Below are 13,547 nucleotides of genomic sequence, written 5' to 3'. Positions count from 1 at the left end.
TCACTCGACGCTGACGAGCAGCGGGTAGCGGGGCTGGCCGCCGTCGTGGACGGCGACGTCGACGGTCGGGTGCCGGTCCTCGACGTGGGACGCGAGGCGCGCGGCGAGCTCGACGCCGTCCTCGCCGGACACGATCGTCACCAGCTCACCGCCGCCCGCGAGCAGCCGCTCGACGACATCGGTGGCGACCGCGTCGAGATCCGTCCCGACGACTGCGAAGTCACCGGCGATGACCCCCAGGGCGTCGCCCGGCTCGCAGGGCCCGGCCATGGTGATCGCGCGGCGCGCCGCCACCGTCACCGCGCCGTGTCGCGCGTGGCGCGCGGTCGCGGTCATCTCCCGCACGTCGGCGTCGAACGTGCGGCCGGGCTCGTGCACGGAGATCGCGGCGAGCCCCTGGACCTGGGCGTGGGTGGGGATCACCTCGACGGAGACCTGGTGCTCGGCCTCGGCCGTCCGCGCCGCGATCTCGGCGGCCCGCACGGTGTCCCCGTCGTTGGGCAGCACGACGACCTCGGCAGCGCCGCACTGCGTGATCGCCTCGAGGAGCTGGCCGGTGGACGGCCGCTGGCCGGGACCACCGGGCACGACGACGGCACCGGCGGACTCGAACAGCTCGGTGAGGCCCGGCCCGGCTGCGACGGCGACCACCTTGCGGCCGGTGCGGGCCGACTGGCGGTGGCGGTGCTCGGCGACCTGGTCGGCGAAGTGGGTCACCCGGATGCGGTGCGGGCGGCCCGCGGCGATGCCGGCCTCGATCGCGGCACCGACGTCGTCGACGTGGACGTGGACGTTCCACAGGCCGTCGCCGCCGACCACCACCAGGCTGTCCCCGATCGCGGCGAGGGACTCGCGGAGGACGGCGATGGCGTCGTCCTCGTGCTCGGGGCTGAGGTCGAGCAGGTACATCACCTCGTAGCCGGGTCCGTCCTCGGTGAGGTCCTCGCCCGGGGTGGGCACCCGGATGTGGTGGGTGCCGATGGGGGCGGCGTACGGCATGGGGCGGCGGCCGGTCGCCGTGGTCTCGACCGCGTCGAGGACGACCGTGAGGCCGCGGCCGCCGGCGTCGACGACCCCCGCCTGGGCGAGGACGTCGAGCTGCTCCGGCGTGCGCGCCAGCGCGGCCCGGGCAGCGGAGGCCGCGGCGGTGAACACGTCGCGGGCCCGGGCGTCCCCGCCCTTCGCCGTGGCGAGCGCCGCGTCCGACGCGGCCCGGGCGACGGTGAGGATCGTGCCCTCGACCGGCGTACCGACCGCGGCATAGCTGGCGTCGGTGGCCGCCGACATCGCGGCGGCGATCGTCCGGGCGCGAGGCATGCCGCCGTCGGCGCCGGCGAGGTGGGTGACGTAGGCCCGGAGCATCTGGCTGAGGATCACGCCGGAGTTGCCGCGCGCGCCCATCAGGGCCGCGCGCGCCAGCAGCGCCATCCCCTCCTCGAGCCCGAGGTCGGGGTCGGCGACCCGGGCGGCGCGCAGCTCGTCACGAGCGGCCGAGACGGTGAGGAACATGTTGGTGCCGGTGTCGCCGTCGGGAACGGGGTAGACGTTGAGGGCGTCGATCTCCTCGCGCGCCTCGGACAGGGCATCGGTCGCGATGTCGACGAACCGGGCGACCGCGTCCAGGGTGATCCCGTGGGTGACTGGCTCCATCGAGTCGGTGTGCTCCCCCATGCTCGTGCCTGTGGTGTGCTGTGTCGCGCGCCACAGGGTAGTGGTTCGGTGCGACGGTCCTGCGATTTCATCCCCGCGCCGGTCCTCGGCTACTCTTCTGCGGTTGCCTGTTGCTGCCATCTGGTGGTGTGCGGGCTCTCGAACCTCTATCAACCTCGAACGGATCGGAGTGCACGGTGGCTGCCGTCTGCGACATCTGCGCCAAGAAGCCGGGCTTCGGAAACAACCGTCCCTGGTCGCGCAAGATCACGAAGCGTCGCTTCAACCCCAACATCCAGCGCGTCCGGGCGACCGTGAACGGCACGCCCAAGCGCCTCAACGTCTGCACCGGCTGTCTCAAGGCCGGCAAGGTCTCCCGCTGACCTGACGTTCTTTCTCGCCGATGCCCCCGCCACCGATGTGGCGGGGGCTTCGTCGTCTGTGGCCTTGCAGGAGTCACCGCTTCAGCGGTGAGTCCCTCGAAGATGGGGCGTTGCAACGGCCAGTTCGCGCAAGAGTCCGCCCCAGCTGTGTGACGGGAGGGGCAGCAGGGGCGGCTCAGAAGTGGGTCCAGCCGGTCGGGCCGTCGTACTCCAGGCCGTCGACGGTGACGCCCGAGCCCTCACGGACCTCACCGATGACCTGCCACCCGGCGGGCACGGACGCGACGTCGGGGAAGGTGCCCAGGAGGGAGTGGTCGTCACCCCCACCGAGGATGAACTGGATCGGGTCCGCGCCGAGCGCGGCCCCGACGGCCGTGAGCGGCTCGGGCACCTCGAACGCGCCACGGCGTACGTCGATCGCGACCCCGCTGGCCTCCGCGAGGTGGCGGGCCTCGGCCAGGAGGCCGTCGGAGACGTCGATGAGGGAGGTGGCGCCGGCCTCGGCCGCCTCGCGCCCGGCGGCGTACGGCGGCTCCGGGCGACGATAGGCGTCGACCAGCGCCCGGGGTGAGCGGAACCCGCGACCGAGCACCGCCAGTCCCCCGGCCGCCCAGCCCTGGCGGCCGGTCAGCGCGAGGACGTCGCCGGCCCCGGCGCCCGAGCGCAGCACCGGCGACTGCGTGCACTGGCCCAGGACGGTCACGGCGATGACGATCTCGTCGGCGCGCGTGGTGTCGCCGCCGACCACCGTCGCGCCGACGAGCGCGCACTCCTCGGCGAAGCCGCGGGCGAAGTCGAGGGCCCACTCCACCGGCAGGTCGGCCGGCGCGGCCAGGCCGATCGTCAGGTGACGGGCGGTGCCGCCCATGGCGTTGATGTCGGAGAGGTTCTGCGCGGCAGCCCGATGCCCGACGTCGGAGGCGCTCGCCCAGTCGCGGCGGAAGTGGCGGCCCTCGACCATCAGGTCGGTCGAGACGACGACGTGCCCGTGCCTGATCCGCAGCACGGCCGCGTCGTCGCCCGGGCCGACCAGGACGTGCTCGTCGCCGTCCGAGGAGGCGTCGAAGAGGGTGACCAGCTGCGAGATCAGGCCGAACTCCCCGGCGTCGCCGAGCGTCGTTCCGGGGGTGTCGCCGGGGGTCGCGGTGGGGTCGGTCGCCATGCGCCCATCCCACCAGACGGGGAGCGTGAGGACAGTCACCCCGCCCCTGTCGGCTCGCCCGCGCGGCGCGGTAGGTTGGGCCGGTCACACCCGATGAACGAGACCGAGGAGTCCACGATGGTCGTCCAGGCCTACATCCTGATCCAGACCGACGTCGGCAAGGCCGCCGAGGTGGCCAAGGCCATCGCCCAGGTCAGCGGCGTCACCCTTGCTGAGGACGTCACCGGTCCCTACGACGTGATCGTCCGCGCGGAGGCGAAGAACGTCGACGAGCTGGGCAAGCTCGTCGTGTCGAAGGTCCAGAACCTCGACGGCATCACCCGCACGCTCACCTGCCCGGTCGTCCACATCTGAGTCGTCGCGACTCCCTGACCCACGTGCACGTACGCCGACGCCTCGGCCCCCGCAGGGGCCGGGGCGTCGTCGCGTCCGCAGCACTCGTGGCCGCGTTGACGGCCTGCACCCCGGGCACGATCTCGATCGAGGACCACGACCTCTCCGACGCCGACCGGGCCGCGTGCGAGGCACTGGTCGACGACCTGCCCGACACGCTGGCCGGCGAGCCGCGCGCGGAGGTCGAGCCGGACGGGGGGCCGGGCGCGGCCTGGGGCGACCCGGCATACGTCCTCACCTGCGGCGTCCCCCAGCCGCCGGACTACGAGCCGACCGCGGAGTGCAGCGACATCAAGGGCGTCGGGTGGTGGGTGGCCGAGGACGAGCTCGATGACCTGTCCGAGGATGCGCACGCGGTCGCGCTCAGCCGCACGCCGTACGTCGAGCTGCTCGTGCCCTCCGACCACCGCACCGACGGCATCGACCGCGCCCTCGCCGAGCTGGCGCCGGCGATCAGGAAGCACCTGGCCGAGGGACGCCCCTGCCTCTGAGCGGTGGCTCAGCGCAGGCCGGTGTCGCGACGCAGCGCCAGCTGCACGAGCCGGTCGACCAGCTCGGGGTAGGCGAGCCCGGAGGCCGCCCACATCTGCGGGTACATCGACGTCGGGGTGAAGCCCGGCATCGTGTTGAGCTCGTTGATCACGAGGGCGCCGTCGGACAGGACGAAGAAGTCCACCCGCGCCAGGCCCTCGCACGACAGCGCCTCGAACGCGCGGACCGCCATCGCCCGCAGCGACTGCTCGGTCTCGGCGTCGAGGTCCGCGGGGATGTCGATCTCGGTGTGCTGGTCGGCGAGGTACTTGGCCTCGAAGTCGTAGAACTCGTGGTCGCCGCCGGTGCGGACCTCGCCGGGCCTCGACGTCTCGGGCGGACCCTCGACGGTGCCGAGCACCCCGCACTCGACCTCGCGCGCGCCCTCCATCGACTGCTCGACGAGCACCTTCGGGTCGTGGCGGAAGGCCTCCTCGAGCGCCTCGTCGACCTCTCCGGCGTCGTGCACCTTGCTGATGCCCATGCTCGACCCGGCGCGCGCCGGCTTGGCGAACGACGGGAAGCCGAGCTCCTCCACCCGCGTGCGTACGCCGACCGGGTCCTGCTCCCACTCCCTGCGGGTGACCGTGATGCCGGGCGTCACCGGGAGCCCGGCCGCCTGCAGCACGACCTTCATGTAGGCCTTGTCCATGCCGATCGCGGAGGCGAGCACGCCCGAGCCGACGTAGCGCACGCCGGCCATCTCGAGCATCCCCTGGAGGGTTCCGTCCTCGCCCCACGGTCCGTGCAGCAGCGGGAAGACAACGTCGACCTCGCCGATCACCGAGGGCACGCTCGTGGCGTCGGCGACGACCAGCTCCGTGCCGGTGGCCGCACCCATCAGCGCGACCGTCGAGCCCGCCGCGTCGACCTCCGGCAGGTCGTTGCCGCGGATGGCCAGCCGAGCCGGCTCGTCCGCCTCCAACACCCAACGGCCGTCGGTCGCGATGCCGACCGGCACCACGTCGTACGTCTCCCGGTCGATCGCCGCAAGGACGCTGCCCGCGGTGACGCAGGAGATCCCGTGCTCGGACGAGCGACCGCCGAAGACGACGGCGACGCGGGGCTTGCGGGTCTCGTGCGGGGTGGTCTCGTTCATCGGCTCGACCCTATCCACCTACGCTCGTGCGCATGGCTGCAGACTCTCCCGGCTCGTCCCACCGCCTCGGCACGCTCGCCGTCACCGCCGGCCGACCGGATCGCGTCCCCGACGCGCCGCTCAACCCGCCGATCACCATGGCGGCGACCTACGTCGCCGGCGGGGACGTCGAGTACGGCCGCTACGGCAACCCCACGTGGACCGCCCTCGAGGACGCCCTCGGCGCGCTGGAGGGCGGGCGCTGCCTGGCCTTCGCCTCGGGGCTCGCAGCCGTCGCGACGGTCCTCGACCTGGTCGGCGCCGACGGCACCGTCGTGGTCCCGAAGCACGCCTACACCGGCACGATCATGCAGCTCGCCGACCTCGAGGCGCGGGGTCGGCTCACGGCCCACCTCGTCGACATCACCGACACCGACGAGGTCGTCGCGGCCTGCGCCGACGCGTCCCTCGTCTGGCTGGAGTCGCCCACCAACCCGGCCCTCGAGGTCGCCGACATCGCGACCATCACCGCGGCGGCGCACGAGGCCGGCGCCTACGTCGTCGTCGACAACACCTTCGCCACTCCCCTGCTGCAGCGCCCGCTCGAGGACGGAGTCGACCTCGTCGTGCACTCCGCGACCAAGTACCTCGCCGGCCACTCCGACGTGCAGATGGGCGCGATCCTCACGCGCGACGACGAGCTCTGGGGCGTGCTCAAGGGACGTCGCGACCTCATCGGCGCCGTCCCCGGGCCGTTCGAGGCGTGGCTGACCCTGCGCGGCCTGCGGACGCTGCACCTGCGCGTCGAGCGCGCGCAGGCCAACGCCCAGGAGCTCGTACGACGACTCGGCGAGCACCCGGCCCTGTCAGAGGTCCGCTACCCGGGGTTCGGCGGCATCGTGAGCATCGTGCTCGCCCGGGGCGAGATGGCCGCGGACCTGCTCAGCCGCAAGACCCGCCTCTGGGTCCACGCGACCTCGCTCGGCGGCGTCGAGTCGACCCTCGAGCGGCGTCGCCGCTGGAAGGCCGAGGCTGCGACCATCCCGGACGGGCTCGTCCGGCTCTCGGTCGGGATCGAGGACGTCGAGGACCTCTGGGACGACCTCCGCACGGCTCTCGACGGCTGCGTCGGCTGAGCAACCGCTGGTCGAGGAGGTCGCGCAGCGACCGTCACGAGACCAGGGGCTGGGGCTGCCTCGCACACCCATCGGGTTTTCGACACGCTCCGTCGAGGCTTCGTTCCCCAGCCTCGGTCGCTGCTCAACCACCGATGAGGCCGACTCGACCTCGTGCCTCGATCAGTCGGTCTCCGACTTCGTCTCGCGGGCGATGAACGAGTTCATCATGTCGAGTGCGGTCATCCGGCCGTCGACGACGGCGTCGACCGCGGCCGCGATGGGGGCGTCGATGCCGGTGCGCTCGGCGAGGGCGAGCAGCGACTTGCAGGACTTCGCGCCCTCGGCGACCTGGCGGGTCGAGGCGTAGATCTCCTCGGTGGTCATGCCCTGGCCGAGCCGCTCGCCGAAGGTGCGGTTGCGCGAGAGCGGGGAGGAGCAGGTGGCGACGAGGTCACCGAGGCCGGCCAGGCCCATCAGGGTAAGCGGGTTGGCGCCCTGCGCGGTCGCGAGGCGGGCGGTCTCGGCGAGGCCGCGGGTGATGACCGATGCGGTCGTGTTGTCGCCGAACCCGAGCCCGACCGCCATGCCGACGGCGAGACCGACGACGTTCTTGTAGGCACCGCCGATCTCGCAGCCGAGGACGTCGACCGACGTGTAGGGCCGGAACGACGGGCCGTGGGTGATCGCCTGGAGCTCCTTGGCACGGTCCTCGTCGACGCACGCGACGACCGACGCCGCCGGCTCGCGACGCGCGATCTCGCGCGCGAGGTTGGGCCCGCTGATGACGGCGATCCGCTCCGCGGACGCGTCGGTGACCTCCTGGATCACCTCGCTCATCCGCATCAGCGTGCCGAGCTCCACACCCTTCATCAGCGAGACCATCGTGGCCTTCTCGGGGATGATCGGCGCCCAGTCGGTGAGGTTCTCGCGCAGGCTCTGCGACGGCACCGTGAGCACCACGACGTCGGCGTCCGCGGCGACCTGCTCGGGGTCGGTGGACGCGCTGATCGACGGCGGCAGCTCGATGCCGGGCAGGTAGTCCGTGTTCTCGCGGCGCTCGTTGATCGCCTCGACGACGTCGTCGCGTCGTGCCCACAGCGTGACGTCGTTGCCCGCGTCGGCGAGGACGAGGGAGAAGGCGGTGCCCCACGACCCGGCGCTGAAGACGGCGACCTTCTTCTTCGTCCCACTCATCGACCTGGCCCCTTCTCGGTGTTCCTCGGGTTCCTGCGGGTGCGCGGGTCCCCTGCGGGATTCCCGGTCTCCCGTACGCCGCTGGCGCGCGGGTCGTACCGCACCGCGGGTGCGGTCGAGCCTCGCAGGTCGGCGACGAGCGCGGTGATGGCGGCCATGATGCGGTCCGTGGCCTCGGCGGTCGCCTCCGCGCTCGGCGGCAGGGCGGCCAGGTCGTCGAGGCGGACCGGGTCGCCCGCCTTCATGACGATGTTCTTGCGCGGCACGAGGTGCGGCGTCTTCGTGTAGGGCGGCAGCACCTCCTGCGCACCCCACTGGCCGACCGGGATCACGGGACAGCCCGTGGCGAGGGCGATCCGGGCCGCACCCGTCTTGCCCTTCATCGGCCACAGGTCGGGGTCGCGGGTCAGGGTCCCCTCGGGGTAGATGACGATGCACTCGCCCTCGCCGATCGCGCGGACGGCGGCGTCGTAGGCACCGACCGCGTTGCGGGTCAGCCGCTCGACGGGGATCTGACCGGCCGAGCGGAGGAAGCCGCCGAGGGCCTTGTTGGTGAACAGCCCCGACTTGGCGAGGTAGCGCGGCAGCCGTCCGTGGTCGTAGACGAAGTGCGCGGAGAGCAGCGGGTCGACGTGGGATATGTGGTTGATCGCGACGATGCATCCCCCGGTGGCGGGGATCTTCTCGCCGTCGATCCACGTCCGCGACGTCGCAGCGAGCAGCGTGGGCTTGAGGATGGACGCGGCGACGGTCATCGCCCAGCCGCGGTCCTGCTCCAGCTTCCTGACGCGCACGCGCTCCGTCCTCCCCATCTGCTGCAGGCAGCCCGACGCTGTCCGCGTCGCGAAGGCTACTCGGTCGGGTGGGCGGTGGTCCGCCTCCGCCGCGCTGGCGGCAGGTGGGAGGATCGGCCGTGATGTCAGCACCACTCGACCCGCCCGCCGCTCCCCCCCCGTCCGCTCCGACCTGCGTGGTCGTCGTACCCGTCAAGCCGCCCGCCCTCGGCAAGTCCCGGCTCGTCGGGATGGGCGACGAGCAACGCCGCGAGCTGGCCGAGGCCTTCGCGCTCGACACCGTCGCCGCCGCTGCCGCGACCGACGGGGTGGAGGCGGTCCTCGTCGTCACCGACGACTTCCGCCTGGCGGCCCGGCTGCGCGGGACGGGCGTCGAGGTGATGCCCGACGGTGTCAGCGAGGACCTCAACGAGACGCTGGTGCAGGCGGCCGCCGAGGTCGTACGACGCTGGCCGGACGCCGTGCCCGTGGCGTTGTGCGCCGACCTCCCGGGGCTGCGGCCCGACGAGCTCGCGTCCGTGCTGGTCGAGGCGGCGCGCCACGTGTCAGCCGGACGAGCGGTCTTCGTGCGCGACCGCGCCGGCGTGGGGACGACGGCGTACGCCGCACCTGCCGGTTCCTTCGCCCCGTCGTTCGGCATCGGGTCGGCTGCTGCGCACGAACGCGCCGGTGCCGTCGAGGTCGGCTCGGACGCCACGAGCGTGCGCACGGACGTCGACGACCTCGCCGACCTCGGCGCCGCGCTGGTCGCCGGGGTCGGCCCGCACACCACCAGGGCGTCCGGCCGTCGGTGAACGCGAAGCGGGCCACCCCGGATGGGGTGGCCCGCCTCGGATGCGTGACTGCGTCAGGACTTCTTGGCGGTCTTCTTCGCCGTGGTCGTCTTGGCGGTCGTCTTCTTCGCCGGCGCCTTGGTGGCAGGGGCCTTCTTGGCCGTCGTGGTCTTCGCCGCCGTGGTCTTCGTGGCCGTCTTCTTGGCGGGCGCGGACTTCTTGGCGGTGGAGGTCGACGTCGTGGCGGTCTTCTTCGCCGGGGCGGACTTCTTCGCGGTCGAGGTCGACGTCGTGGCCGTCTTCTTCGCCGGAGCGGACTTCTTCGCGGTCGAGGTCGACTTCGTCGCCGTCTTCTTCGCCGGAGCGGACTTCTTGGTCGCGGTGGGCGAGGTCGCCGTCGCCGTCTTGGCCGGAGCGGACTTCTTCGCGGTGGCTCCGGTCACCGCGGCAGCGGCGGCACGGACGCTCGCGGGCGGCTTCGGCATCGTGGCGGCGGTGAGCTTCGGCAGCTTCTTCGCGCCCGAGATGACGTCCTTGAGCTCCTTGCCGGCGGAGAACTTCGGCACGGCCTTCTTCTTGGACTTGATCCGCTCACCCGTCTGCGGGTTCCGGACCCAGCGCGCGTTGCGCACGGCCTTCTCGAACGAGCCGAAGCCGGTGATCGCGACCTTCTCGCCCTTGGCCACCTCGCGCGTGATGGTGTCGAGCACCGACTCCAGCGCGTGCTGGGCCTGCTTGCGGTTCCCCTCGTAACGCGCGGCCAGCGCGTCGATGAGCTCTGTCTTGTTCACTAGCTTCCCTTCCAATGAACCCTGGATGCCGAGCTCGTGCTCGACCTACTGCTCGCACGCTAGGCACATGGAAGGGTCAGGACAATCACCATCGGCCCTCTTTGTGTCGGTTTTTTCAAGCAGTGACAGGCTTCCACGCCGGTCGGGTCGCTTCGAACGAGGCGATGTCGTCGTCGTGGCCGAGGGTGATCCCGATGTCGTCGAGACCCTCGAGCAGGCGCCACCGGGTGTAGTCGTCGATGTCGAAGGAGTCCTCGACCGCGTCCTCGCCGGCTCCGGCGCGGATCGTCCGGCTCTCGAGGTCGACCGTGATCACGCCGCCCGGGTGGTCCTCCAGCCAGTCCCACAGGCGCTGCACGACCTTCTCGTCGACCTGCGCCGCGAGCAGCCCCGCCTTGCCGGAGTTGCCGCGGAAGATGTCGGCGAAGCGCGAGGAGATGACGACCTTGAAGCCGTAGTTCTGCAACGCCCACACCGCGTGCTCGCGCGAGCTGCCCGTGCCGAAGTCCGGACCGGCGACCAGCACCGACCCCTCGGCGTACGTCGGGTCGTTGAGGACGAAGTCGGGATCGTTGCGCCAGGCCGCGAAGAGCCCGTCCTCGAAACCGGTGCGCGTCACGCGCTTGAGGTAGACGGCCGGGATGATCTGGTCGGTGTCGACGTTGCTGCGCTTCAGCGGGACGCCGACGCCGGTGTGGGTGGTGAACTTGTCCATCAGTTGCTCCTGGTCCGAAGTGATCTCGAGGCTCGCTGCGCTCGCACCTCAACCACCGAGGGGGGGAAGGTCGGCCGGGGACGAGAGGGTGCCGCGCACCGCGGTGGCGGCGGCGACCGGCACGGACACCAGGTGCGTACGACCGCCCTTGCCCTGCCGGCCCTCGAAGTTGCGGTTGGACGTCGACGCGCTGCGCTCTCCGGGGGCGAGCTGGTCGGGGTTCATGCCGAGGCACATCGAGCAGCCGGCGCCGCGCCACTCCGCACCCGCGGCGACGAAGACCTTGTCGAGACCCTCGGCCTCGGCCTGGAGCCGTACGCGCACCGAGCCGGGCACGACGAGCAGGCGGGTGTCGGCGGCGACCGTGCGGCCCTCGAGGATCGACGCCGCGAGGCGTAGGTCCTCGATGCGGCCGTTGGTGCAGGAGCCGACGAAGACGGTGTCGACCTTGACGTCGCGCAGGGGCGTGCCGGCCTCGAGACCCATGTACTGCAGGGCCTTCTCGGTCGCGACCTTGTCGGTGGGCTCGTCGAAGTCATCGGGGCTCGGCACGTTGGCGCCGAGCGGCGCGCCCTGTCCGGGGTTGGTGCCCCACGTGACGAACGGCGTCATCGTCGAGGCGTCGAGGACGATCTCCTGGTCGAAGACCGCGTCGTCGTCGGTGCGCAGGGTCTTCCAGTGCGCGACGGCGGCGTCCCAGTCGTCACCCTTGGGTGCCTCGGGCTTGTCGGCGAGGTAGTCGAAGGTCGTCTGGTCGGGCGCGATGAGACCGGCCTTGGCGCCCCACTCGATCGACATGTTGCAGACGGTCATCCGGCCCTCCATCGACAGCTCCTCGATGGCCTGCCCGCGGTACTCGACGATGTAGCCCTGCCCGCCACCGGTGCCGGTGTGCGTGATGAGGGTGAGGACGAGGTCCTTGGCGGTGACGCCCTCGGGCAGGCTGCCGTTGACGGTGACCGCCATCGTCCTGGGCCGCGACTGCGTGAGGGTCTGCGTGGCGAGCACGTGCTCGACCTCGGAGGTGCCGATGCCGAACGCGATCGCACCGAAGGCGCCGTGCGTGGAGGTGTGCGAGTCGCCGCACACGATCGTCATGCCGGGCTGCGTCAGGCCCAGCTGCGGTCCGACGACGTGGACGATGCCCTGCTCGACGTCACCGAGCGGGTGCAGGCGCACACCGAAGTCGGCGGCGTTCTTGCGCAGCGTCTCGACCTGCGTGCGGGACACGGGATCCGCGATCGGCTTGTCCCAGTCGAGCGTCGGGACGTTGTGGTCCTCGGTGGCGAGGGTCAGGTCGGGGCGGCGGACCGTACGGTTCGCCAGCCGCAGGCCGTCGAATGCCTGCGGCGACGTCACCTCGTGGAGGAGGTGGAGGTCGATGTAGAGGAGGTCGGGCTCCCCGGGCGCGCTGCGGACGACGTGCTCGTCCCAGACCTTCTCGGACAGGGTCTTGCCCATGGTGCCAGCTCCTTCATCTCCGTGCGGTGCGTCGACGCTACATCTTGCATCCCACTCTCTGAGATGACAATATCGGTATATGGACAACGGATCTGGCGTCGGCGTGCTCGACAAGGCCGCCCTCGTGCTCGCCGCCCTCGAGGCCGGACCGGCCACCCTCGCCGGCCTGGTCGCCGGCACCGGGCTGGCCCGCCCCACCGCCCACCGGCTCGCGGTGGCCCTCGAGCACCACCGTCTCGTCGCACGCGACATGCAGGGCCGCTTCGTGCTCGGTCCGCGGCTCTCCGAGCTCTCGGCGGCAGCGGGTGAGGACCGCCTGCTCGCGGCTGCCGGACCGGTGCTGGCGCGACTTCGCGACATCACGGGCGAGTCCGCGCAGCTGTGGCGCCGGCAGGGCGAGCACCGCGTCTGCGTCGCGGCAGCCGAGCGCCCGTCCGGCCTGCGCGACACCATCCCGGTCGGCTCGCAGCTGACCATGAACGCCGGCTCCGCCGCCCAGATCCTGCTCGCCTGGGAGGACCCGGAGCGGATGCACCGCGGCCTGCAGAACGCCGCGTTCTCCGCCACTGCGCTCTCCGGCATCCGACGCCGTGGCTGGGCGCAGTCCGTCGGCGAGCGCGAGCAGGGCGTGGCGTCGGTGTCCGCACCGGTGCGCTCCCCCGGCGGCAAGGTGATCGCCGCCGTGTCGGTCTCCGGCCCTCTCGAGCGCCTCTCGCGCCAGCCCGGCCGGATGCACGCCCCCGCCGTGCTCGCCGCGGCCGACCGGCTGTCCGAGTCGCTGCGCCGCGCCGCAGCCGAGTAGCCACCGGCCGCACCCTGGCGGCGTACGACATCGCTCGATCCCGACCCGATGTCGCAAGCCGCCACCCTCGCGCACGAGGCCGCGTTGGGGCAGGGTGGGGTCATGCCTGATCTCGTGGACCTCGGCCCGGCCGGCGAACGACTCCTGGCGGTCGCGGCCGGCGTGGGCGACGACCAGCTCGACGATCCGACCCCGTGCGAGGGCCGTACGGTCGGCCAGCTCGCACAGCACCTCGTCGGCCTGACGCAGGCGTTCCGCGCCGCGGCCGAGAAGGACTTCGGCGCGTTCACCGACACCACGCCGGACGCGAGCGGGTGGCCTGACGTCGAGCCCGGCTGGCGCGAGGCACTGGGCGAGCACGTCCCGTGGCTGGTCGCCGCGTGGCGCGAGCCCGCAGCATGGGAGGGCATGACCCGTGCCGGCGGTGTCGACCTGCCCGGACAGGTCGGTGGACTGGTCGCGCTCGACGAGGTCGTGCTCCACGGCTGGGACCTCGCCCGGTCGACCGGGCAGTCCTACGACTGCGACGACGCCACCGCGGAGGCGTGTCTGGCGTTCGTGGGTGGCTTCGACGAGGCTGGCACGCCCGGCCTCTTCGGTCCGGCCGTCGACGTCGGCCCCGGCGCATCGTCGTTCGAGCGGCTCCTCGCGCGGTCCGGCCGCGACCCGCGGTGGTCGCCGGCCTGACGCCGTCCGTCCACC

Annotated in this window: 15 protein-coding genes; 7 read left to right on the top strand and 8 right to left on the bottom strand. The window is 72.3% G+C overall.

The window, feature by feature from the left end:
* The gene (locus tag L2K70_RS05910; protein ID WP_236400316.1) at positions 1-1,671 is read right to left on the bottom strand and encodes a DAK2 domain-containing protein; all 1,671 of its coding nucleotides are present in this window, start codon (positions 1,669-1,671) and stop codon (positions 1-3) included.
* Positions 1,672-1,847: 176 nt separating this feature from the next.
* Between L2K70_RS05910 and rpmB the strand changes: the two genes are divergently transcribed.
* Positions 1,848-2,033 (top strand): 50S ribosomal protein L28, encoded by a 186-nt coding sequence (rpmB, locus tag L2K70_RS05905; protein ID WP_056602600.1) that lies wholly within the window; start codon positions 1,848-1,850, stop codon positions 2,031-2,033.
* Between the two features lie 175 nt (positions 2,034-2,208).
* Here the strand turns inward: rpmB and L2K70_RS05900 are convergent, their stop codons facing one another.
* Positions 2,209-3,195, bottom strand: coding sequence for a thiamine-phosphate kinase (locus tag L2K70_RS05900; RefSeq protein WP_236400314.1), 987 nt, complete (start codon positions 3,193-3,195; stop codon positions 2,209-2,211).
* A 117-nt stretch (positions 3,196-3,312) separates the two neighbouring features.
* Between L2K70_RS05900 and L2K70_RS05895 the strand changes: the two genes are divergently transcribed.
* Complete coding sequence (locus L2K70_RS05895) at positions 3,313-3,549, top strand: Lrp/AsnC family transcriptional regulator (RefSeq protein WP_091196254.1); 237 nt, start codon at positions 3,313-3,315, stop codon at positions 3,547-3,549.
* Positions 3,550-3,572: 23 nt separating this feature from the next.
* Positions 3,573-4,079: a DUF3515 domain-containing protein gene (locus tag L2K70_RS05890; RefSeq protein WP_236400312.1), complete on the top strand. Its 507-nt coding sequence runs from the start codon at positions 3,573-3,575 to the stop codon at positions 4,077-4,079.
* Positions 4,080-4,087: 8 nt separating this feature from the next.
* On the opposite strand, the gene L2K70_RS05885 is transcribed toward L2K70_RS05890, so the two are convergent.
* Positions 4,088-5,218: a D-alanine--D-alanine ligase family protein gene (locus tag L2K70_RS05885; protein WP_236400310.1), complete on the bottom strand. Its 1,131-nt coding sequence runs from the start codon at positions 5,216-5,218 to the stop codon at positions 4,088-4,090.
* Between the two features lie 32 nt (positions 5,219-5,250).
* Here L2K70_RS05885 and L2K70_RS05880 point away from each other — a divergent pair, with 32 nt between their 5' ends.
* Positions 5,251-6,333: a trans-sulfuration enzyme family protein gene (locus tag L2K70_RS05880; protein ID WP_236400308.1), complete on the top strand. Its 1,083-nt coding sequence runs from the start codon at positions 5,251-5,253 to the stop codon at positions 6,331-6,333.
* Between the two features lie 162 nt (positions 6,334-6,495).
* Here the strand turns inward: L2K70_RS05880 and L2K70_RS05875 are convergent, their stop codons facing one another.
* A complete protein-coding gene (locus L2K70_RS05875; protein ID WP_236400306.1) occupies positions 6,496-7,509 on the bottom strand; it encodes an NAD(P)H-dependent glycerol-3-phosphate dehydrogenase in 1,014 nt (337 codons plus the stop codon).
* On the bottom strand, positions 7,506-8,303 hold the full coding sequence (locus tag L2K70_RS05870; RefSeq protein ID WP_236400304.1) for a lysophospholipid acyltransferase family protein: 798 nt from the start codon (positions 8,301-8,303) through the stop codon (positions 7,506-7,508). The genes L2K70_RS05875 and L2K70_RS05870 overlap by 4 nt, the downstream gene beginning before the upstream one ends.
* Before the next feature lie 122 nt (positions 8,304-8,425).
* On the opposite strand from L2K70_RS05870, the gene cofC reads away from it, so the two are divergent.
* Positions 8,426-9,097, top strand: a complete 672-nt coding sequence (cofC, locus tag L2K70_RS05865) for a 2-phospho-L-lactate guanylyltransferase (RefSeq protein ID WP_236400302.1) — start codon at positions 8,426-8,428, stop codon at positions 9,095-9,097.
* 53 nt (positions 9,098-9,150) lie between these two features.
* Here cofC and L2K70_RS05860 read toward each other — a convergent pair whose 3' ends face one another.
* The 3 genes from L2K70_RS05860 to leuC form a co-directional block, all read right to left on the bottom strand.
* Complete coding sequence (locus tag L2K70_RS05860; protein WP_236400300.1) at positions 9,151-9,867, bottom strand: HU family DNA-binding protein; 717 nt, start codon at positions 9,865-9,867, stop codon at positions 9,151-9,153.
* Positions 9,868-9,982: 115 nt separating this feature from the next.
* Positions 9,983-10,582, bottom strand: a complete 600-nt coding sequence (gene leuD, locus L2K70_RS05855; protein WP_236400298.1) for a 3-isopropylmalate dehydratase small subunit — start codon at positions 10,580-10,582, stop codon at positions 9,983-9,985.
* A gap of 48 nt (positions 10,583-10,630) precedes the next feature.
* Positions 10,631-12,043, bottom strand: a complete 1,413-nt coding sequence (gene leuC, locus L2K70_RS05850; protein ID WP_236400296.1) for a 3-isopropylmalate dehydratase large subunit — start codon at positions 12,041-12,043, stop codon at positions 10,631-10,633.
* Positions 12,044-12,122: 79 nt separating this feature from the next.
* Between leuC and L2K70_RS05845 the strand changes: the two genes are divergently transcribed.
* Positions 12,123-12,845 carry an IclR family transcriptional regulator gene (locus L2K70_RS05845; RefSeq protein WP_091196275.1) on the top strand — a complete coding sequence of 241 codons (723 nt, stop codon included), beginning with the start codon at positions 12,123-12,125 and terminating at the stop codon, positions 12,843-12,845.
* Between the two features lie 102 nt (positions 12,846-12,947).
* Complete coding sequence (locus L2K70_RS05840; RefSeq protein ID WP_236400294.1) at positions 12,948-13,532, top strand: TIGR03086 family metal-binding protein; 585 nt, start codon at positions 12,948-12,950, stop codon at positions 13,530-13,532.
* The last annotated feature ends 15 nt before the right edge of the window (positions 13,533-13,547 follow it).

It is taken from the genome of Nocardioides potassii (genome assembly GCF_021648885.1).
Lineage (GTDB): Bacteria > Actinomycetota > Actinomycetes > Propionibacteriales > Nocardioidaceae > Nocardioides > Nocardioides potassii.
Note: the sequence above shows the minus strand (reverse complement) of the source record. Positions and strands in the feature narration are given on the sequence as shown.